This window comes from Mesorhizobium sp. P2_A8 (assembly GCF_056404935.1).
Genome location: NZ_JBFUDB010000006.1, coordinates 283,851 through 303,251, shown reverse-complemented (window position 1 = coordinate 303,251; position 19,401 = coordinate 283,851). Strand labels below are relative to the sequence as shown.

Below are 19,401 nucleotides of genomic sequence, written 5' to 3'. Positions count from 1 at the left end.
AATCATAGCGCATGTCTGGGCTGTCGCCACGCTTGTCTGAAGTCTTCCCCATCCTGGCAGTGGAGACTTTGCAGAATTCGCCCTGGCGAGCCGAATGTGTGGTTTTCTAGAACCGAAGCTGGACGTACTTTGAAGCACGTTAGCACCGGAAGCACAGAAAACCGCGCCGGTCGTCCGCCAGACGTGAGTTATCAGAGGTCTCAGAGGGAGCCGAGCTTGCCCAGATCCTTCGCAACCAGATAATAGAAAGTCACCCGGTTCTTGGTGTTGTCGGCGGCCATCGCCTTGCAGGCCTTCTCAATCGACGCGTCGGCCTTCTTGTCGTCAGTGACGCCGAGCTTCTTCGAAACCCAACCCGCCTTGACGCGGTCGAGTTCCTTCGGATCGGTGCAGGACACCAGCGAGGAATCGCGGTTCCTGAGCGCAATGCCCAGGTGCTTCACGATCTTGTCGACCACGTCGGCGCTTGCCGCGGCGTCGTACTTCTTCACGTCTGCAAGATAGTCGGCCATCACAATTCCCCTCGTCGGCGCCACGGATCCGATCGATGAGGACTGTGGCGCGCTGCTGCAACCCTGCGCTAGGTCGGTAACTCCTCACCGTTGCAAAGCTTCGGTTGAGACCGCCCCCAAGTCAACCCTTGGCGACGCGGTTTTGGCGACGGACAAAGTGCCAATGCGGCCTTTCATTTCGTGCGATGTCCCCCTATATTCGTTTTGTCGGCTTGACCGACTATGGCGATAAATGGGCGATGAAATAAGCCGTTCGGACCCGGGGGCGGTACCCGGCGCCTCCACCAAAAGCCGCTGCTGACGACAGGGCGGTTCTTGCTGGGGGCGAAATAGGATCGACGAAGGTGTAAAGATCGTACTTTTGCCCGGCATGGTACCACCGTCATCGGGCTAAACCTGTAGTTGCAAATGACAACTATGCGGAAGCACGTCTCGCCGCGTAAGCGGTGCGATAGCTTCAATTCAAGCCCTAGGGGTTCGCACTTCTAGGCGGGGTTCGGAGGTACCTGGCAACAGAAACCTCCACTTCTCCTCCTTCACTATGTGTCACGCGCAATGGCAGTTCCCGCTGGCCAGCCTTTGCGCGTCTTTCGGGCCGCGAAGACCACGAAGATCCCGCGCGCGTGCACCCCTCCCTCCCTGGACAAAGATGCAAAACGATTCCGATCGATTCTTCGTGCTGACCGGCGGTCCGGGTTCCGGCAAGACCACCTTGATTGAGGCCCTGTGCCAGTCAGGCTTTGCCACCTCGCTCGAAGCCGGCCGCGGCATCATCCGCGACCAGTCCGCCATAGGTGGGACTGCCCTGCCCTGGCGCGATCGCGCGCTGTTTGCCGAGTTGATGCTGTCGTGGGAGATGCGCTCCTATCAGGCCGCGCGCGAGCAGACAGGCCCGGTCTTCTTCGATCGCGGCGTGCCGGACACGCTTGGTTATTTGCGCCTGACCGACCTGCCGGTTTCCGAGCACGTCATGCATGCCGCCGAACGCTTCCGCTATGCCAGACGCGTCTTCATAGCCCCACCCTGGCCTGACATCTTTACGCAGGATGCCGAAAGAAAGCAGACGCTCGACGAGGCCGAGCGCACCTACCATGCGCTGGTCAAGACCTACACCGAACTGGGCTATGAGCTGGCCCCGCTGCCCTTGGCGCCGGTCGAGACGCGGCTGCGCTTTGTGCTGACCGAGGCAGGATTAATATGAAAAAGGCCGGGCAAGCCCGGTGTTCTCCTTGATTTCGATTGCTTATTCCGCCGGTGCCTCGACGGCTTCGCGCGCACGGCCGAGCGTGAACTTGGCCAGCGTGAAGGAAATCACTGCGCAAAGCGTGATGCCGGCGACCATCGGCAGCGGCGTCCCGTCGAAGAACACGCCGGCGACGCCCATGGCGAGCGCGCCGATACCGAAGTGCAGAGTACCCATCAGCGCCGAAGCGGTGCCGGCGATCTCGCCATGCTCTTCCATGGCCAGCACCGAGGTGGTCGGAATGACCAGGCCGAGGAAGCCGTAGCCGACGAACAGCAAAGCCGCCATCACGTCGAGCCGGTCGACGCCGGTCGCCATCACCGCAAACAGCACCACCATGGTCGTCGCATAGCCGGTCACCGCGACACGAACCACGCGTCGCAGCCCGAAGCGCTCGGACAGCAGTCCCGTCAGCTGCGACATGCCGATGAAGGCTACCGCGTTGATCGAGAAGAACACACTGTAGACCGACGGCGACAGACGGTAATGGTCGATCAGGATGAACGACGAACTCGACAGGTAGACGAAGAAGCTGGCAATGCCGAAGCCGGCGATCGCCGTCAGCCCGAGGAAGTTGCGGTCGCCCATCAGCAAGCGGTAGGCGGACAACGCCGTGCCGAAGGAGGAACCGGCGCGTTCTTCCACCGGCCGCGTCTCCTTGAGCGAGGTCGCCAGAAGGATGGTCGCCAGCAGTGCAGCTCCGGTCACCGTCCAGAACACGGCGCGCCAGCCGAAACTCTCGATGATCACGCTGCCGGTCAGCGGCGCCAGGATCGGCGACACCGAAAACACCAGCATCAGCAAGGACATCAGCTTGGCGGCTTCAGTGCCGGTGTGCAGGTCACGCACGATGGCGCGTGGCACCGCCATGCCGGCGCTGGCGCCAAGGCCCTGCAGGAAGCGGAAGGCGATCAGCCATTCAATGGTCGGCGCCATTGCCGAACCGATGCCGCCAACCATGAACAGCGCAAGACCGCCATAGAGCGGCAGCTTGCGGCCGACCATGTCGGAGATCGGCCCGACGACGATCTGGCCAAAGCCCATCGACAGGAAAAAGATCAACAGGCTCATCTGCACGGCAGCGGTGCCAGCGTGCAGATCCGCGCCGATCGACGGCAGCGCGGGCAGATACATGTCGATGGCGAACGGGCCGATGGCGGACAACAGGCCGAGCACGACCGCGATGCGGAGGAATTTGGGACTCATGATCAAGGCTTCTTTCGAATCTGGTTGCCGCCGCAGTCGACGGGTAACCCAAGGACGTTCCATCCCCTGAAATTCCGACTTCCGAGAGCGAATTCTCTTCGTCTTCCCGGAGCGAAATCTCTTCAAGCTATGTCCACAAATTTAGACACTCTTGTCTAATTCGTCAATCACCTCTATATAGATTTCCATGAAGCTGCCCGTTTCTCCTGACACTTTCCCGCCACGCGGCCATGAGGCCAAGCGCATATCGATCGTCGACTCGGCAGCTGCCGTGTTTTGCCGCGAAGGTTTCGCCGGCGCCAACATCGATCTGATCGCGGCCGAGGCCGGCGTCTCGCGCCAGACCGTCTACAACCATCATGGCGACAAGGAGAAATTGTTCATCGCCGTGGTTCGTGACCTGACCGAACGCTGCAATGCCGGTATCTTCGCCACCATTGCCACCTTCCCCGATCAGCCCAAGGACCTCGAAGTCGATCTGATCGGCTTTGCTGTGCGCCTGAACCAGAACTGCATCTGCAACCGCGATGGAAAATTCCTGCGCAAGCTGATCCAGACCGAAGGCGAGCGCTATCCCGAATTGTTTGCCGAGTGGCTCGAGCAGGGCCCGGGCCGGACATTGCCGGCAATCGCCGCGCGCTTCGCACGGCTGGCCTATGGCGGTTATCTCGCGATCGAGGATCCCGACGTCGCGGCACGCCAGTTCCTCGGCCTCGTCAATGCCGAACTGCAGACGACCTTCATGCTCGGCGGCACGCCGCGCGAGGACGAAGTGCTGCAATCAGCGACAAATGGCGTGCGCACCTTCCTGCGTGCCTTCGGCAAGCGGCGGTCTGTTGCCTCGGTGGAAAAGCAAACCGCACTGGCCAGCGCCTGAACGATCAAATCGTTGGCAATAGTGCTCGCCTCGGTGCGGCGGTGATCTATATGCGGTTTACGCCGCCCTCAAGCTTGATTACAGGTATGCGGACGATTCAACGGAACCCGACCGCCACATGGCCGACGACCACATCCGCTACGACATTCTGGCCCAGGAGGCCTTGCGCGGCGTCATGCGCAAGGTGCTGGCCGAAGTCGCGCGCACCGGCCTCCCCGGCAACCACCATTTCTTCATCACATTCCTGACCGGCGCGCCGGGCGTGCGCGTGTCGTCGCGGCTGCGCGAGCGCTATCCCGAGCAGATGACCATCGTCATCCAGTTCCAGTATTGGGACCTGAAGGTGACCGACACCGGCTTCGAGGTTGGTCTGTCCTTCTCCGACGTGCCGGAGAAACTCGAAATTCCGTTCTCGGCCGTGCGCGGCTTCTATGATCCCTCGGTCAATTTCGAGCTCGAATTCGACGTTAAGACGGACGGGGCAGCCGAGGAACCAGTCGCCCAGGCCTCGCCGGAGCCGCTGACCGTCGTCTCCGAGAAAAAGCCGAAGGCCGAGAAGAAGGCCGCCGCCGAGTCGGAGAAGAAGCCCGCTGCTGCCGACGCCGCCGCCACCAAGGGCGCCGAAGTGGTCTCGCTCGACGCCTTCCGCAAGAAATAATCCACGTTTCGCGCAATGGCCGATATCGTCAATCTCCGCCAGGCCCGCAAGCAGAAGGCGCGGGACGAGAAGGTGCGCGTCGCCGGGCAGAACCGGGCCCTGCACGGCCGTTCCAAGGCCGAAAAGGAACGTGACCGCATGACCGCCGACAAGAGCGACAAATTCGTCGCCGGCCACCGACGCGAACCCTTTGGCGACAAAGACAGCCAGAGCGTCGGACCGAAAAGTGCACAGCGCTTTTCGGATGAATCCGATGCTTAGAGCAAAATGAGCGTTCTGCGGTGAGCGCGGTCGAAAAGCGCTCGGTGACCATTCGCGGTCACCGCACCAGCTACTCCTTGGAAAAGCCCTTCTACGACGATCTCGTCACGATCGCGGCGGCCAGAAAGCTGACGCTCGCCGCTCTTGTCGCCGAAGTCGACGAGACGCGCCCGCGCGATACCAACCTGTCCTCGGCTCTCCGGCTCTTCGTCCTGGAGTGGGCAAAGCGCGGCGCCTAGAGCCCCTCGAGAGCGTCTGCCTTTTTCCGGCGTCTGGTGCCGAAGCCAAGCAAGGTCGAGCGATCGCGATCCTCGGCCTGTTTTCTCGACCGCACACGCATCAGATCCTTCCAGCCGACATAGCCGACCAGTTGCAAGTCGTCCCGGGTGACGACGGGCAGATGGGACACATTGGCCATCAGAAGCTTGTCGGAGAGACCTTCCAGGTATTCATCCGGATAGGCCAGCGTCACCTTGCTGCCGGCCAGCAGTTCGCCAAGCGTCGTGGTGCGGTGCCTGCCGACGCGTCTCCAGCGCAGGATCGCCGGCGGGTCGATGAGGCCGAGCACATGCCCGTTCTCGTCGACTACGGGAAAACTCGGATGCCGCGTTTCAGGCGCGGTCAGGAATGCCGCCGCGCCATGCAGGGTCATGTTCGCCGGCACGCTCTCGACCTTTGAGGTCATCACCTCGCGCACCCTGGTCAAGGCGAAGGGATCGACACGATATTCGCGAACCAGATGGTGTCCCCTTCTGGCGATCTTCTCGGTCAGGATCGACCGCTTCATCAGGAGCACAGTGACGGCGTGCGCCGCCGCGCAGGCCGCGATCAGTGGCACCAGCATATGTGTGTTGCCGGTCAGCTCGACCGCAAAGAAGGTCGCGGTCAGCGGCGCGCGCATCGTGCCGCCCATGGTGGCGGCCATCGCCAGCAGCGCCCAGAAGCCCGGATCCGCGGCAGGCAGAACGCCGGCAAGCACTGCTCCCATTGCGCCGCCCATGATCAGCAGCGGTGCCAGCACGCCTCCGGACGTCCCCGAACCCAGTGCAGCCGACCAGATGATGGCCTTCACCACCAACAGGGTCAGTGCCGCCGTGGCGAATGTGCGACCATCCAGCATGTCGGCGATGTTGTCATAGCCGACGCCGAGCGCCCGTGGTTCGATCAGCCCGCCTATGCCGACCACCAGGCCGCCAAGCATCGGCCACCACATCCAGTGAATGGGCAGCTTCTGGAAGCCGTCCTCGCAGGCATAGACCATCTGCGTCAGCAGCCCCGACAGCAGGCCGGCCGCAACACCGATCGAGACCCAGCCGGCAAGGCCGACAAAGGACACTTGCATGCCGCCCTGAAACGGAAAGATCGGCCCGGGCATATGCAGCACCGTCCGCTCGACCTCGGCAATGATTGCCGCGACCGCCACGGGAATGAAGCTGCGCGGGGTCCATTCGAAAAGCAGCAATTCGACCGCCAGCATGATGGCGGCGATCGGTGTTCCGAAGACCGTGGTCATGCCCGCTGCCGCACCCGCCACCAGCAACGTCTTGCGTTCATTGTCGCTGACCGGCAGCATCTGCGCGATCAGCGAGCCGATCGCGCCGCCCGTCATGATGATCGGACCTTCGGCACCGAATGGTCCGCCGGAACCGATCGAGATTGCCGACGACAGCGGCTTCAGTATCGCAACCTTGGCGTCGAGCCTCGAACGCCCAAGCAGGATCGCCTCGATGGCCTCGGGAATGCCGTGGCCGCGAATCTTCTCACTGCCGAAGCGCGCCATCAGGCCGATGAGCAGCGCCCCGATCACCGGGACGACGACAGAGGCATAGCCCAGCGGCGTGTCCTGCAGTTTCATATCTGCAAGCGTGAACTGGCCAAAATAGGCAATGTTGGTGGCGAGCCGGATCAATTTCAAAAGCGCGATGCCGGCAAACAGCCCTGCCGTCGCCACCACCACGGCGATGGCGGCGACGAGCAGCACCCTGGCGTCGGTCGTGAAATCCCTGAGATGGCCGGGATTGGAGTGATGGGACTTCATGGCTGATTTTGCTTTCTGGCGGCAGTTGGATCTCGGATATGCGGCACGGTCGAAGCGTCCAGCCGGCTTTGTCGGCTGAATATGTATCGTAACACGATATAAATATTCAAGCCGGTTTTGTTCGAAATCCGTTTGAGCTTTTGCCGAAAACGAACAAATGTCCGGTATGACGCAGCCACAGAAACCACGCCCTGCCATCAGCCGCGCCGACTACCAGCGGCTGTCCGAGTTTCGCTACCTGATCCGCTGCTTCCTCGAATTCAGCCAGATCCAGGCAGAAGACGCCGGCCTGACCCCGCGCCAGCACCAGGCGCTGCTGGCAATCAAGGGATTCCCGGGCGGCGCACCGGTGACGGTTGGCGATCTGGCGGAGCGCCTGCGCATCCGCCATCACAGCGCCGTCGAGCTGGTCAACCGGCTTTGCGAGGCGGGACTGGTCGCAAGGGATCAGGATAAGGATGACCATCGCCGCGTGCTGCTGCGGCTGACCGAGCGCGCCGACGATTGCCTGGCCGAACTGTCGGCCGCGCATCTCGACGAGCTGTCACGCATCGAACCCATGCTGAAACGCCTGCTCGTCCGCGAGTGAACACTCCCGCGTCTCAGCGGTGCCGAATTATTTCCCGGCACCCCGAATCCTTTGGCTTCATGGGAACGTCTCGGACAAGAGCGCGCCTGCAAGACGAAATAGGATCACAGGAACAACCAAGATGAAACGCCATCTGATACGCTACAAGATAAAGCCGGAGCGGGCCGACGAGAACGAGCGGCTGGTCAAGGCTGTTTTCCAGGAGCTGGGCGACAAAGCTCCGGACGGCGTTCGCTACATGACATTGCGGGCCGGCGACGGAACCTTTGTCCATCTGGTCGAAACGGAAACAGATGCCCATGCGGACCTCATCACCGGGCTGGCGGCATTCGAGGCCTTTCAGAATGGGTTCAGGGATCGTTGCATCGAACGCCCACAACGCGAGGAAATGACCTTGGTGGGCAGCTATCGGATGTTGGACCGGTAGGAGCCGACGACATCACGGGAACGCACATGAACATTCCCATTCCCGGCGGCACCCGCGAGCCCTTCGATCGCCTGTTCGGCGAACTGCGCCCGAAGCTGCACCGCTATTGCGCCCGCATGACGGGCTCGGTCATCGACGGTGAGGACGTGCTGCAGGAAGCCCTGACCAAGGCGTTCGAAGCCCTGCCCAACGCCGGCCCGATCGCAAATCCGCAGGGTTGGCTGTTCCGCATCGCCCACAATGCGGCGCTCGACTTTCTGCGCCGGCGAGCCCGCGAAAAGGCCTTTTCCGATGAGGATCCGGACATGATCGTCGACCCGGACAACCCCACCGTCGACCGTCAGGCCGCGGCCGCCGGCCTGCATACCTTCATGCGTCTGCCCGTCGCACAACGAAGCAGCGTCATCATGATGGACGTTCTGGGCTATTCGCTGCAGGAGATCGGCGCCATGCTCGACACCAGCATCCCCGCCATCAAGGCGGCGCTGCACCGTGGGCGCGGCCGCCTGCGCCAGCTCGCCGATGAACCCGAGGATCGCCCTTCCCCCAGACTGAGTGCGTCCGAACGCCTGCTCCTCGACGCCTACATCGATCGCTTCAACGCCCGCGATTTCGACGCGGTGCGCGACATGCTGGCGGACGAAGTGCGGCTGGAGCTGGTGGCCAGGACGCGGCTGTATGGTCGCAAGCAAGTGGGCACCTACTTCCACAATTATTCGCGGGTCGAGGATTGGCGTTTCGTGCCCGGTTTCGTCGAAGGTCGGGCGGCAGTCCTCGTCTGCGATCCCGGCGACCCTACGGCGCGGCCGTCCTACTTTGTGCTGCTGGGATGGCAGGAGGGCAGGCTTGCCGCCATTCGCGATTTTCGTCACGCCCGCTACGTCGCGGACAGCGCCGAGATGTCCCCTCTTTGAACAATTGCCCCGTCGGATTGAACGACGGGAAGGGTCTGCGCTACTGCCTACTGCAACGACTTCAACAGATTGTCGATGGTGAACGGGTTGGACTTCGGCTTGGCCGGCGGCAGATTGTAGTTGACCCCCGGCAACGGCGCACCCTTTGGAGCCTGTTGCGCGGCCTTGCGTTCGGCCTCGAGCCTGGCCTTTTCCTGCGAAGCGATGCGCATCGCCTCTTCCGCCTTCTGCCGCTCCTGCTCGTCGGCTTGCGCCTTGGCTGCCTCGTCGGCTTGCGCCTTGGCTGCCTCGTCGGCGGCCTGCTGCTCGGCCGCAGCCTTGGCGTCGGCATCCGCCTTTGCTTTGGCGTCGGCATCGGCCTTGGCCTTCGCGTCCGCGTCGGCCTGAGCTTTTGCTTCGGCATCGGCTTTCGCCTTTGCGTCGGCTTCAGCCTGGGCCTGCGCATCCGCTTCGGCCTTTGCCTTGGCGTCGGCCTCGGCTTTTAGCCGCGCCGCTTCCTCCCGTTGGCGAAGTTCCTCGGCGGCTTTGTCACGCGCATCCTGCAGCGCCGCGTAGTAGCGCACCTCGCGCCGCAGCCGCTGCTTTTCGAGCAGCGCCGCCTGCATTGCCTCGACGCGCTGTTGTTCCCTCTCCAGCGCGCGCTGGGTCAGGAACTGCGCCAGCGGCTCGCTGTCGAACTGCCGCTTTACGGCGCCGAACGGCCCCTCGGCAGTGAAATTCACGACCGGCTCGGAGCCGACCAGCGCCTCGTCGCCGGGCCGATAGGTGATCGCGCCCTTGGCGGAAACCATGGCTGCGTTGAGGTCGGCCGTGATGTCGGCGGACAAGGTCGCCGCCGGATTCTCCAAGCTGATCGGCGGTGCCCTGAGCGTGCCGCCGGCAACCGTGAAGGCGATGTCGCTATCCTTGGCGGCAAAACTGCCATCGGCGGCGATCTGCGGCGCGAAGCCGGCGGTCTTGGCCGCATCGATGTCGCGCCCGATCGCATCCGCCTTGGCGAGGAACGCGCTGAACGCATCGGGATTGACGCCGGCGACCTGCAAGCTCTTCAGCGTCGCCGTGCCGGAGCCGGACAAGGCGGCCACCATCCCGTCGACCGATTTGCCGCTGGTCGACAGTGCCGTCGAGAAATCGCCATTGCCGCTGATGCCGGCATCCGGCAGCACGCTCGCCAGATCGGCGCCGGCCAGTTTCATCTGGCCGCTGAAAAGCCCGGTGCCGTCATTGTTCTTCAGTTCGAACAGGCCCGTCAGCGCACCATTAAGGAATTTCGCCTTGAGATCCGAAACCCGGATGCCTTCCTGGTCGAGCTTCAGCGAAAAGCTGGCGTCATAGGCGGTGGCGAACGGACCGGCGGCAAGTGCGGCCGTCGTCAGGTCGAGATCGGCGGTGAACGGCAGGCTGGATTTCTGACTGAACGGAGCAGCCGGCCACCCGCCAATCTTGTCCCTCAGGAACGCGGAATCGCCGAACAGCGCCACCGCCATCGGATCGAGGTCGAGTTCGTCGAGCGCCAGCGCGCCGGCCAGATGCGGCACGCCGTCCTTGACGTCGACATTGACATCACCCGACACCGCCGCCTCGTTGAGGGCGCCATTGAGATCGCCCAGCACCAGCAGGCCGTTGCCATAGTCGCCCTGCGCCGAAAGCGACGCCGACATGCCGGCGCCCATGCCGGGCAGACCGATGCCGGTCGTCATCAGCCACGGCTCGATGTCGGAGGCATCGAGGCTGAGCTTGCCCTTGGCGGCGAAGCCTTGCGACGTATCGGCGAGCGTCCCCTCGAAACCGGCCTTGAAGTCGTCGCCGGCAAGGCTGAAACTTGTCGCCAGGCCGCCGCCAAGCGTCCCCTTGGCCTGGATGTCCGTGCTTGCCTCGCCCAGCATTCCGAGCGGCAGCGCCGGCAGGCCGTAGAGCGCCAGCAGCGCGGTGGCGTCGGGGTTCTTGGCGTTGAAGGTCAGCGTCACCGGCGCTTCGAGAAGCTTGTCCGCAGCCCCCTTCCCCGACAGTGACGCCGAAAAGGCAGAGCCGCCGGCCTTGCCTTGTCCGCTCACCGCCAGCCCGGTCGTGCCATCGCCATTGTCGGCAGCACTTGCCACAAGGTCGACGCGCGCATCCTGGAACAGCTCGGGATAGGCCGCGGCGCGGCTTGCCAGCCCGTTCAGCACCGCATTGTCGCGATAATGCTGGGCCGCGACGTCGATCAGCGGCTTGAGATCGACGGCGACCACCGAAGCATCGAGCTTACCCGTCGGACTCGCTGGAAAATCCTTGATCCGGCCGGTGGCGCTGATCGAGGCACCGGCAAGCCCGCCGACCGACAACCGGTCGATTTCAAGCAGCCCGTCGCGCAGCCTGAGCGCCGTGTCGACCGTGTCGGCGGTCAGGCCGCCGGCGCTGACAGGCCCCGCCTTGATCTGGAAATCGAGGTCGCGGTCGGCAAAGCGGTTGGCGCCCTTGTCGCTGACGAAGATCGAGGCGAAGGCCGCCAGCCCGTCTACATCGAGATCGCCGCCTTCGAGCCGCATCAGCACCGATGGCTTGGCGTCGTCGGGCTGGCTGGAATCGATGCGGCCGGAAAACTTCGCCTTGCCCAGGATCAGTTCGAGATCGCTGAAGGCCTGGCGCTTTTCCGAGAGATCGACCTTGGCCTTGAAGCCCGCGGCGGGCAGACGGCGGATCGCCTCGTCGACATCCTTCGACAGCCAGGCGGCAAAGCCGGAAGGTTGCGCCACCGCCAGCAGCAGCGAGCCGGTGAAGCCGAAATGATCCTCGACGCTGAGCATGCCGTTGGCTTCCAGCGTGGTACGGCCGGGCAGTGTCGCGGCGAGCGATTTCACCAACCAGCCGCCATCCGTCGGCTCGGCGGAAAGGTGAACGTCGCGCACCGTGGTGTCGCCGGCGACCACTGCCGGGAGCTTGACCTCGACGGTTCCGGGTATGGTCGGCTTCGGCAGCTCGTGCAAAGCTTGCTCGAGCGCTGCGATGCGCTGGTCCAGTGTCGCCCCGGCGGCGGCCTCGGCGCCCACCGCCGCGTCGAACTGCACCTGTGCGCCACTCGCCTCGATGGCGAAGCTCGGCTTCAGCCCGAGATCGACCGAGGCCTTGCCATCGGCCGTGTAGGGATTGTCGAGCGGTCCGGTCTCGAAGCGGAACTCGTCGACGCCGAGCCTCTGGTGGTCGAGCGAAAACTTGCCGTTCAGCCGAAAGCCCGGATCGGGCTTGCCGGCGCTGACCTTCACCGTCTCGCCATCGGTGCCGCGCAGCGCCCCGCTGTTCTTGTCGGCACCGGAAATCTTGAACTGGCCGGAATAGACGGCCGCACCGTTGACGATGCCGGCATTACCGTCGGTCTCGATGACCAGCGGATAGGCGTCGGGATCGGCCTTCAGCCGAAGCCGCATCTGCCCATTGCCTTCGGCCTTGCCGGTGGAGGCATCGACCGTGGTGCGAAGGCCGTCCAGCCGCAGCGTGCCGTCCATGCGCCACGGACCTGCCAGCGACTTGGCCGAGATGGTCGAGTTGATCTCGGAGATGAGATGGCTGCGCCCACCGGCGGCATGGCGCAGTTCGATCTGCCCTTCCGTCACCGTCAGCTTTTCGATCGAGATCTGGTTGAGGTCGAAGGGCGAGGACGGCCGCATCGCCCAGTCGACCGTGCCGTTGTTGGCAATATCGATGGTCGCCTTCGGCCGCACCAGCCGCATGTCGAAGATCAGCACTTCGCCGCGCAGGAAGGGCGCCAGCTCGGCATCCATCGAAAACGTCTCGACGGTCATCGCCGGCTGGCCATTCGGGCCACCGGCGACGGCGACATCGGAGAAGGTCACCGAGGGGAACGGCAACAGCCGCGCCGTGGCGTCGCCCTGCACGGTCACCTTGCGGCCGAGAATGGCGCTGGACTCGCGCTCGAACTCGGCGCGGTAGCCGGTCCAGTCGACAAAATACGGCACCACCAGCGCCGCACACAGCACCAGCACAAACAGGCCACCAAAGATTACGAACAGGCGTGCGAGCATCAGCTCCGAACGAGTTGATTGAAATTCTGCCGCACTCTACCCGCATCCGCGTGTCGATAAAGAGGCAATTCATCCAGTGTTGCGCGATGTCGGATGATCTGAAACAAATCCGGGAAAAGCGGAGTGTTTTCGGATGTCGGGCAAGAACTGGGACCGCGTGCCGATCGACGCACAGAGCGTCGACGCTCCACTGTCGTTGTCGGCGGCCTTTCTTGTTGTCACCGTCGCCAGCGAGCAGAGCGCGCTCGCCAAGGTCGGCTCGGTGCTCGGCGGACTGGACGATCTCGTCAAGACTGTCGGCTTTCGCGACCTTTCCGGCCGCCTGTCCTGCATCGCCGGCATCGGCCGCGATCTCTGGGATCGTCTCAGTCCAGACCGAAGGCCGCTCGAACTGAAACCGTTTGCGCCGATCAAGGGAGCGGTTCATTCGGCGCCGTCGACAGCGGGCGACCTCCTCTTCCATATCCGGTCCGAGCGCCCAGACATGTGCTTCGAGTTCGAGCGCATTTTGCTCGACAGTCTTGGTGCCACGGTGACTGTCGTCGACGAGGTGTCGGGCTTTCGCTATTTCGATGCGCGTGACCTGCTCGGCTTTGTCGATGGCACGGCCAACCCGACCGGCCTCGATCTGCCCGCCGCGGCGCTCGTCGGCGACGAGGATGCCGATTTCGCCGGCGGCAGCTATGTCGTCGTCCAGAAATATCTGCACGATCTCAATGCGTGGGCGCGAACGCCAACGCCCGTTCAGGAAGAGATCATCGGCCGTACCAAGATCGACAACATCGAAATCGATGATGACGACGCGCCGCGCAAGTCGCACAAGTCGCTGGCCACCATCGAGGATGCCGATGGCAATGAACACGAAATCCTGCGTGACAACATGCCCTTCGGCCAGCCGGGGCGGCAGGAGTTCGGAACCTATTTTATCGGCTATAGCAGGTATCTCTGGGTGATCGAGAAGATGCTGCAGCGAATGTATGTCGGTGACCCGCCAGGCGCCTACGACCGGCTGCTCGATTTCTCCACGCCGCACACCGGCACAACGTTCTTCGCACCAACCCGCCCCATGCTGCAGACACTTGTTCAGGGCACGCTGGAGCAGTCACCATCACCTGCGCCGTAGCAGCCTGTCGAGTAAGCGAACCGGTTTGACCTGGCGCATGGGCGCCTGATGTCCGGCGGCTTCCATCAAAACGCTCAAGACCGCCCCCTCATGCAGGCTGGCCGAAAAACTCTCGGCAATGAATTCCAGCGTCGAATCGTGGAACGTCAGGATAAAATGCCGGTAGTCTGAAAACATTTCAGGTTTGTGGGACGAATGAACTCGATTTGCCCGCTCCAGGGAAGCGATCCACGAGGAGTTGAGAACTTCGAATGACCCGTAGGACCGCAAGCCCAGCGCGTAAAGACGGTGGCCGCTGATGGCTTCGTCGTTCGGCGGGCCGAATTGAAATGCCAGATAAGGGTCTGCCGTCAGGATCGCGACGGACTGGTTGCCCGTTACAGGCGAAACCGAGCGCGGATTCGTGCCATCGAATGACGGATCTGGAATGTTGACGATATAGGCAACGAGCAGTCTGCGTTCATCCGCGAAGACGTGGGGCAGTGGAGCGCCAGCAGACGATTGCGGCACCTCGATCGGCAGAAGCGTCTCGGCCGCCGACATCTATCTGCCGACGCCCGGCAGGATCTTGCCGGGGTTCATGATATCAAGCGGATCGAGCGCCTGCTTGATCGTGCGCATGATGTCGACGCCATGACCGAGTTCATGGCGCAGGAAGCCAACCTTGCCCTGGCCGATCCCGTGCTCGCCGGTGCAGGTGCCGTCCATGGCGATCGCCCGCATGTTGAGCCGCGCGACGAACTTTTCGGACAGCGCGATCTCCTTGGGGTCGTCGACGTCCATCAGCACCAGCACGTGAAAATTGCCGTCGCCGGCATGGCCGACGATCGGCGCGATCAATCCCATTTCTGCGATATCGGCTTCGGTCTCGGTGACGCATTCGGCAAAGCGCGAGATCGGCACGCAGACGTCGGTCGACAGCCCCTTGGCGCCCGGCCGCAGCGTCAGCGACGACCAGTACGCGTCGTGCCTCGCCTTCCACAGCTTCGTCCGTTCCTCGGCGACGCTGGTCCACAGGAATGGGCCGCCGCCATTCTCCTCGGCGATCATGCCGAAGGTCTCTGCCTGCTCGGCAACGCCGGCATCGCTGCCGTGGAATTCGACGAACAGGCACGGGCTCTCGGGATAGTCGAGCTTCGAATAGATCTTCATCGCCCGCATCTGCAGCGCGTTGACCAGTTCGATGCGCGCCACCGGAATGCCCATCTGGATGGTTGCGATGACGGCGTTGCAGGCCGCCTCGACGCTCGGAAACGGGCAGACGCCGCCGGAGATCGCCTGCGGGATGCCTTGCAGCTTCAGCGTCAGCGAGGTGATGATGCCGAGCGTGCCTTCCGAGCCGATCAACAGCCGTGTCAAATCGTAGCCGGCCGAACTCTTTTTCGCGCGCTTGCCGGTCGTCACCGTCTCGCCGTCGGCCATGACGGCTGTCAGCGACAGCACGTTCTCGCGCATCGTGCCGTAGCGCACCGCATTGGTGCCGGACGCCCGTGTCGCCGCCATGCCGCCGAGCGAGGCATTGGCGCCCGGATCGATCGGAAAGAACAGGCCGGTGTCGCGCAGATGCCGGTTCAGATCCTCGCGCGTGACGCCGGGTTCGACCGTGCAGTCGAGATCCTGTGGATTGACCGCCAGGATGCGGTTCATCCCCGACGTATCGACCGAGATGCCGCCGCCCGGTGCGTTGGTGTGGCCTTCCAGCGATGAGCCGACGCCGAAGGCGATCACCGGCACCCGATGCGCGGCGCAAGCGCGCACGATCTCCTGCACCTCGGCCGCCGTCTCCGGAAAAGCGACTCCGTCCGGCGCCTGCGTCGGGATATAGGTGGTGGTGTGGGCGTGCTGCTCGCGGGTCGCCTGGCCGGTCTGGAAGCGCTCGCCGAGCCTTTGCTTGAGGATGCCGAGCACCGCGGCGATGCCTTCCTCGTTGCGCTCGACCGGATTGAGGTCGCTCAGAGCCATGAATTCCTCCGCGAATGGACCAGCGTCCACCCTTGTTATGCATTTATGGATGCGTAGTCTCACCGGCCACGCTCTGTCCAGACCAGCCCGCTGTCCCCGCACCAGAACAAGGAAGTTTCGATGTCCATCCCCGCCCCCTTCGTCTCCCAACCCATGGACATCGAGAAGGACTGGATCGATTACAACGGCCATCTCAACATGGCTTATTACAACGTGCTGTTCGACCGCTGTTCGGACGATGCCTTCGAGGCGATGGGCATGGGGCCGAACTACGCCAGGGACCGCCGCCTCACCATCTACACGGCGGAAGTCCATGTCTGCTACGTGCAGGAGCTGCATCTGGAGCACAAGGTCACGGTTACCTTCCAGTTGATCGACCATGACGACAAGCGGCTGCGTGTCTACCAGGAAATCCGCCACGTCGACGGTTGGCTCGCCGCCACCTCCGAATCGCTTTCGCTGCATGTCGACATGTCCGGGCCGAAGGTGGCGCCGTTCCCCGCCGATGTGTTGTCCAAGGTCGAAGCCATGCGCGCCGCCCATTCCGCATTGCCGATGCCGGAGCGCGCCGGCCGTTCGATCGGGATTCGTCGCAAGACCGCTTGAAGCGACTCGAGGCCCACGTTAACCTTACCGAGGTTTTAACGGGAAGAAGCCAATTGGGCCATTGAACGACTCAGCAGAGCGGTCGAAAACGATCCTCATGGGTTGCGATACGGGCGGCGCGGCGAAGCCGGTTCGAGGGACGTGCATGAAAACCGACATCAAGGTCGAGGTGGACAGGCTTGTCGCCGATCCGCGCATCACCGACTATGATTTCTGGCGCTCTCTCAAGAACGTCAACAACGAGATCTTCCACATCGCCAACAACAACGAGCCGATCCCGTTCGACATGATCCGCTGGCGCGCCATCCTGAAACAGGCGCGCATGAAGCGCGGCCACGCCTAAAATCTTCGAACCGACAATCCTGCCTTCAAGGCGACCGCTTCACCGCCGCCAGCGGCGAGCGCGCCACCACCGGTGACGATTGGATGATGGCCGTATTCGTCATCGCATAGGGGATGATGCGGTCGATCACCCGTTCGAGCTCGGCCACCGAGCCGACATGCGCGAGCGCGATGAAACAGTCCTCGCCGGTCACCCGGTCGCATTGCGCGATCTCCGGCAGCTCGCGGATGATCTCGGCCACGACAGCCAGTTGCCCCGGCACCGGACGGATGCGCAGCCATGCCGACAGCGGCAGGCCAAGTGCGGCAGGGTTGATCCTGACCGAATAGGCCTCGATCACGCCGCTCTCCTGCAGCCGTTTGATTCGCTCGGCGACACTCGGCGCCGACAGGCCGACCGAGCGTGCAAGTTCGGCCGTGCTGATGCGTGCGTCCTTTTCCAGCAGACGCAGGATCTTCATATCCGCCGCATCGAGGTCGACACTTTCAGTTCGAAGGCGTTTCATGGAAAATCCCTTGATTCCGGGCGAAAGATAGCCAGAAGAGCCAACCATCATCCATGTAAATCAGCAAATCTGCCTGCGATACTGATCCGATGGACAACCAAACGCAAGCTCTTGAGGCAAGCCTTTCCCCTGCTGGCCATGTGCTTGGCGGGCTGGAGGCAAGGCTGCCGCCGCATGTCTGGTTCGGTGTCAGCGCCGTCTTCCACTATCTCGGGCCGGCCTTCGCCGTGCTGCTGTTCCCGCATGTCGGCGTGCTTGGCATGGCATGGCTGCGCATCGCCACGGCCGCGCTGATCTTCGCGCCGTTGACCCGTCCATGGCGAACCTTCGCCCGCGCCGATCGCCCGACGCGGCTGCTGCTGCTGGCCTTCGGTGCCTGCCTGGCGGTGATGAACTGTTCTTTCTATCTGGCGCTCGACCGCTTGCCGATCTCGCTGGTGGCGGCGATCGAATTTGTCGGCACCATCGGCATTGCATTCATCGGCCTCAGGAGCCCGCGCAATCTTGCCGCCCTTGCCGTTGCCGTCACCGGCACTTTGCTGCTCATCGACATAAAGTGGTCGAGCGATCCGGTCGGGCTGTTCTGGGCCTTCCTCAACGGCGCGCTGTTCGTCTGCTACATCGTGCTCGGCCACCGCGTCGCCCGCGCAGGCGCAGGCGACGGCATCGCCAGCCTCAGCGCGGCCATGGCGATCGCCTTTGTTGTCGTGCTGCCGATCGGCTTCACCGATGCGCTGCCGGCCTTTTTCTCACCGTTGCTGCTTCTCGCCGCCATCGGCGTCGGCATCTGCTCGTCGGTCATTCCTTACATCTGCGACCAACTCGCCATGTCGCGTTTGCCGCGGGCCAGCTTTGCACTGATGCTGTCGCTGCTGCCGGTCACAGCGACGCTGATCGGCGTTATCGTGCTGTGCCAGATTCCAAGCCTCAGAGATTGCCTCGGCATTGCGCTGGTGGTCGCCGGCGTTGCCTTCCACAAGCGGGCGCGCTGAAACAACTACGCCAGCTTCTCCTTCAGGAAAGCGATCGTGCGGCCCCAGGCGAGGTCGGCCGCTTTCTTGTCGTAGCGAGCCGCCGAGGTGTCATTGTTGAAGGCGTGGTTGGCGCCTTCATAGACAAAGACCGTGTATTCGACATGCGCCGCATCGAGCTCCTTCTTGAAGGCGTCGATGCCGGCATTGGTGCGCTCGTCCAGCCCGGCATAGTGCAGCAGCAATGCCGCCTTGATCTTCGACACATCGGCGGCCTTCGGCTGCATGCCGTAATAGGCGACGCCGGCGCTGAGATCGGGTGCGTTGACGGCCAGCGAGTTGACCGTGCCGCCGCCCCAGCAGAAGCCGACGGCACCGACCTTGCCATTGCCGTCCTTGTCGCCCTTGAGGAAAGCGACCGTTGCCACGCCATTGGCCGCCGTCTGCGCCGGATCGAGCTTGCCAAACATGTCCCGCGCCTTGTCCTCATCATCAGGCGTGCCGCCGAGCGGCGACAGAAAATCCGGCGCCAGTGCCACGAACCCTTCCAGCGCCACGCGTCGCGCCACGTCGCGGATATGCGGGTTGAGACCCCTGTTCTCGTGCACCACGATGACGGTGCCGAGCTTGCCAGTCTGGTCGGCCGGCCTGACCAGATAGCCCTTCATGTCGCCGCCGCCGCCGGGATAGCTGATGTCCTCGGCCTTCACGCGCGGATCGTTGTCGGCGACGATTGCCGCTTGCGCCGAATTCGCCGCCAAAAGCGGCGCGATCGCGGCGGCCGCCGCGCCCGACCCGGCAAGCCTGGTCAGCTGTTCCATGAAGCGCCGGCGGTCGAGCGTCAGATGCGTGTATTCGTCATAGGCGTCGATCATCGCCTGAGTGATGGCAGGCTTGGTGTTGACGTCGGTCATGGGGCGCTCCTTCGATCTCGGATCTCGACTTCGGTGTCCTCGTCGTCCGCAAGATAGGGGCGAGCTTCGCATCGTCCAGTCACGGCTCGATGACGCCCTGTATCGCGATGGCCTGAAGGCGGCGGATCATCACATTTTGGTCATCGGCGACAAATCTTGATGGCGTTGCCACATTAGTGGGGGAGACTGCTGGACCTCGGCCGCGCCATGGCGCGGTGACGGTCCTGATCTGA

Annotated in this window: 20 protein-coding genes and 1 other RNA gene; 13 read left to right on the top strand and 8 right to left on the bottom strand. The window is 63.3% G+C overall.

All coding sequences use genetic code 11. The features are described 5' to 3' along the window. Positions 1-200: 200 nt before the first annotated feature. Positions 201-512, bottom strand: coding sequence for a DUF2853 family protein (locus tag AC1D10_RS19555; protein WP_477274683.1), 312 nt, complete (start codon positions 510-512; stop codon positions 201-203). 167 nt (positions 513-679) lie between these two features. Here AC1D10_RS19555 and ssrA point away from each other — a divergent pair. After that, positions 680-1,039: a transfer-messenger RNA gene (gene ssrA, locus AC1D10_RS19550) on the top strand. Positions 1,040-1,161: 122 nt separating this feature from the next. After that, complete coding sequence (locus AC1D10_RS19545) at positions 1,162-1,713, top strand: AAA family ATPase (RefSeq protein ID WP_477274681.1); 552 nt, start codon at positions 1,162-1,164, stop codon at positions 1,711-1,713. A gap of 42 nt (positions 1,714-1,755) precedes the next feature. Here AC1D10_RS19545 and AC1D10_RS19540 read toward each other — a convergent pair whose 3' ends face one another. Beyond that, positions 1,756-2,961 (bottom strand): multidrug effflux MFS transporter, encoded by a 1,206-nt coding sequence (locus AC1D10_RS19540; RefSeq protein ID WP_477274679.1) that lies wholly within the window; start codon positions 2,959-2,961, stop codon positions 1,756-1,758. 187 nt (positions 2,962-3,148) lie between these two features. Between AC1D10_RS19540 and AC1D10_RS19535 the strand changes: the two genes are divergently transcribed. The 4 genes from AC1D10_RS19535 (at position 3,149) to AC1D10_RS19520 (ending at position 4,996) form a co-directional block, all read left to right on the top strand. Continuing rightward, positions 3,149-3,838, top strand: coding sequence for a TetR/AcrR family transcriptional regulator (locus AC1D10_RS19535; protein ID WP_477274677.1), 690 nt, complete (start codon positions 3,149-3,151; stop codon positions 3,836-3,838). Between the two features lie 118 nt (positions 3,839-3,956). Continuing rightward, a complete protein-coding gene (locus AC1D10_RS19530) occupies positions 3,957-4,496 on the top strand; it encodes an SspB family protein (RefSeq protein WP_477274675.1) in 540 nt (179 codons plus the stop codon). Between the two features lie 15 nt (positions 4,497-4,511). Next, the gene (locus AC1D10_RS19525) at positions 4,512-4,757 is read left to right on the top strand and encodes a DUF4169 family protein (protein ID WP_477274673.1); all 246 of its coding nucleotides are present in this window, start codon (positions 4,512-4,514) and stop codon (positions 4,755-4,757) included. A gap of 20 nt (positions 4,758-4,777) precedes the next feature. Next, complete coding sequence (locus tag AC1D10_RS19520) at positions 4,778-4,996, top strand: ribbon-helix-helix domain-containing protein (RefSeq protein ID WP_477274671.1); 219 nt, start codon at positions 4,778-4,780, stop codon at positions 4,994-4,996. Here the strand turns inward: AC1D10_RS19520 and AC1D10_RS19515 are convergent. Next, the gene (locus AC1D10_RS19515; protein WP_477274669.1) at positions 4,993-6,795 is read right to left on the bottom strand and encodes a chloride channel protein; all 1,803 of its coding nucleotides are present in this window, start codon (positions 6,793-6,795) and stop codon (positions 4,993-4,995) included. The two genes, AC1D10_RS19520 and AC1D10_RS19515, sit on opposite strands and share 4 nt — an antisense overlap. 157 nt (positions 6,796-6,952) lie before the next feature. Here AC1D10_RS19515 and AC1D10_RS19510 point away from each other — a divergent pair, with 157 nt between their 5' ends. The 3 genes from AC1D10_RS19510 (at position 6,953) to AC1D10_RS19500 (ending at position 8,725) form a co-directional block, all read left to right on the top strand. Next, the gene (locus AC1D10_RS19510; RefSeq protein WP_477274667.1) at positions 6,953-7,384 is read left to right on the top strand and encodes a MarR family winged helix-turn-helix transcriptional regulator; all 432 of its coding nucleotides are present in this window, start codon (positions 6,953-6,955) and stop codon (positions 7,382-7,384) included. Between the two features lie 121 nt (positions 7,385-7,505). Further along, complete coding sequence (locus tag AC1D10_RS19505; RefSeq protein WP_477274665.1) at positions 7,506-7,811, top strand: hypothetical protein; 306 nt, start codon at positions 7,506-7,508, stop codon at positions 7,809-7,811. A 26-nt stretch (positions 7,812-7,837) separates the two neighbouring features. Next, positions 7,838-8,725 (top strand): sigma-70 family RNA polymerase sigma factor, encoded by an 888-nt coding sequence (locus tag AC1D10_RS19500; RefSeq protein WP_477274663.1) that lies wholly within the window; start codon positions 7,838-7,840, stop codon positions 8,723-8,725. A gap of 47 nt (positions 8,726-8,772) precedes the next feature. Here AC1D10_RS19500 and AC1D10_RS19495 read toward each other — a convergent pair whose 3' ends face one another. Beyond that, positions 8,773-12,744 (bottom strand): AsmA family protein, encoded by a 3,972-nt coding sequence (locus AC1D10_RS19495; RefSeq protein WP_477274661.1) that lies wholly within the window; start codon positions 12,742-12,744, stop codon positions 8,773-8,775. Positions 12,745-12,877: 133 nt separating this feature from the next. Here AC1D10_RS19495 and AC1D10_RS19490 point away from each other — a divergent pair, with 133 nt between their 5' ends. Further along, positions 12,878-13,867, top strand: coding sequence for a Dyp-type peroxidase (locus AC1D10_RS19490; RefSeq protein WP_477274659.1), 990 nt, complete (start codon positions 12,878-12,880; stop codon positions 13,865-13,867). On the opposite strand, the gene AC1D10_RS19485 is transcribed toward AC1D10_RS19490, so the two are convergent. Then, positions 13,853-14,410, bottom strand: a complete 558-nt coding sequence (locus AC1D10_RS19485; RefSeq protein WP_477274657.1) for a hypothetical protein — start codon at positions 14,408-14,410, stop codon at positions 13,853-13,855. The two genes, AC1D10_RS19490 and AC1D10_RS19485, sit on opposite strands and share 15 nt — an antisense overlap. Continuing rightward, a complete protein-coding gene (locus AC1D10_RS19480; RefSeq protein ID WP_477274655.1) occupies positions 14,411-15,829 on the bottom strand; it encodes an FAD-binding oxidoreductase in 1,419 nt (472 codons plus the stop codon). Between the two features lie 120 nt (positions 15,830-15,949). Between AC1D10_RS19480 and AC1D10_RS19475 the strand changes: the two genes are divergently transcribed. Both AC1D10_RS19475 and AC1D10_RS19470 read left to right on the top strand, forming a co-directional pair. After that, on the top strand, positions 15,950-16,435 hold the full coding sequence (locus AC1D10_RS19475) for a thioesterase family protein (protein WP_477274653.1): 486 nt from the start codon (positions 15,950-15,952) through the stop codon (positions 16,433-16,435). A gap of 145 nt (positions 16,436-16,580) precedes the next feature. Then, positions 16,581-16,778: a hypothetical protein gene (locus tag AC1D10_RS19470; protein ID WP_095087062.1), complete on the top strand. Its 198-nt coding sequence runs from the start codon at positions 16,581-16,583 to the stop codon at positions 16,776-16,778. 25 nt (positions 16,779-16,803) lie between these two features. Here the strand turns inward: AC1D10_RS19470 and AC1D10_RS19465 are convergent, their stop codons facing one another. Next, positions 16,804-17,283, bottom strand: coding sequence for an Lrp/AsnC family transcriptional regulator (locus AC1D10_RS19465; RefSeq protein WP_477274651.1), 480 nt, complete (start codon positions 17,281-17,283; stop codon positions 16,804-16,806). A gap of 89 nt (positions 17,284-17,372) precedes the next feature. Here AC1D10_RS19465 and AC1D10_RS19460 point away from each other — a divergent pair, with 89 nt between their 5' ends. After that, complete coding sequence (locus AC1D10_RS19460; protein ID WP_477274649.1) at positions 17,373-18,275, top strand: EamA family transporter; 903 nt, start codon at positions 17,373-17,375, stop codon at positions 18,273-18,275. 5 nt (positions 18,276-18,280) lie between these two features. Here the strand turns inward: AC1D10_RS19460 and AC1D10_RS19455 are convergent, their stop codons facing one another. Next, positions 18,281-19,168 (bottom strand): dienelactone hydrolase family protein, encoded by an 888-nt coding sequence (locus AC1D10_RS19455; RefSeq protein WP_477274647.1) that lies wholly within the window; start codon positions 19,166-19,168, stop codon positions 18,281-18,283. Positions 19,169-19,401 lie beyond the last annotated feature (233 nt).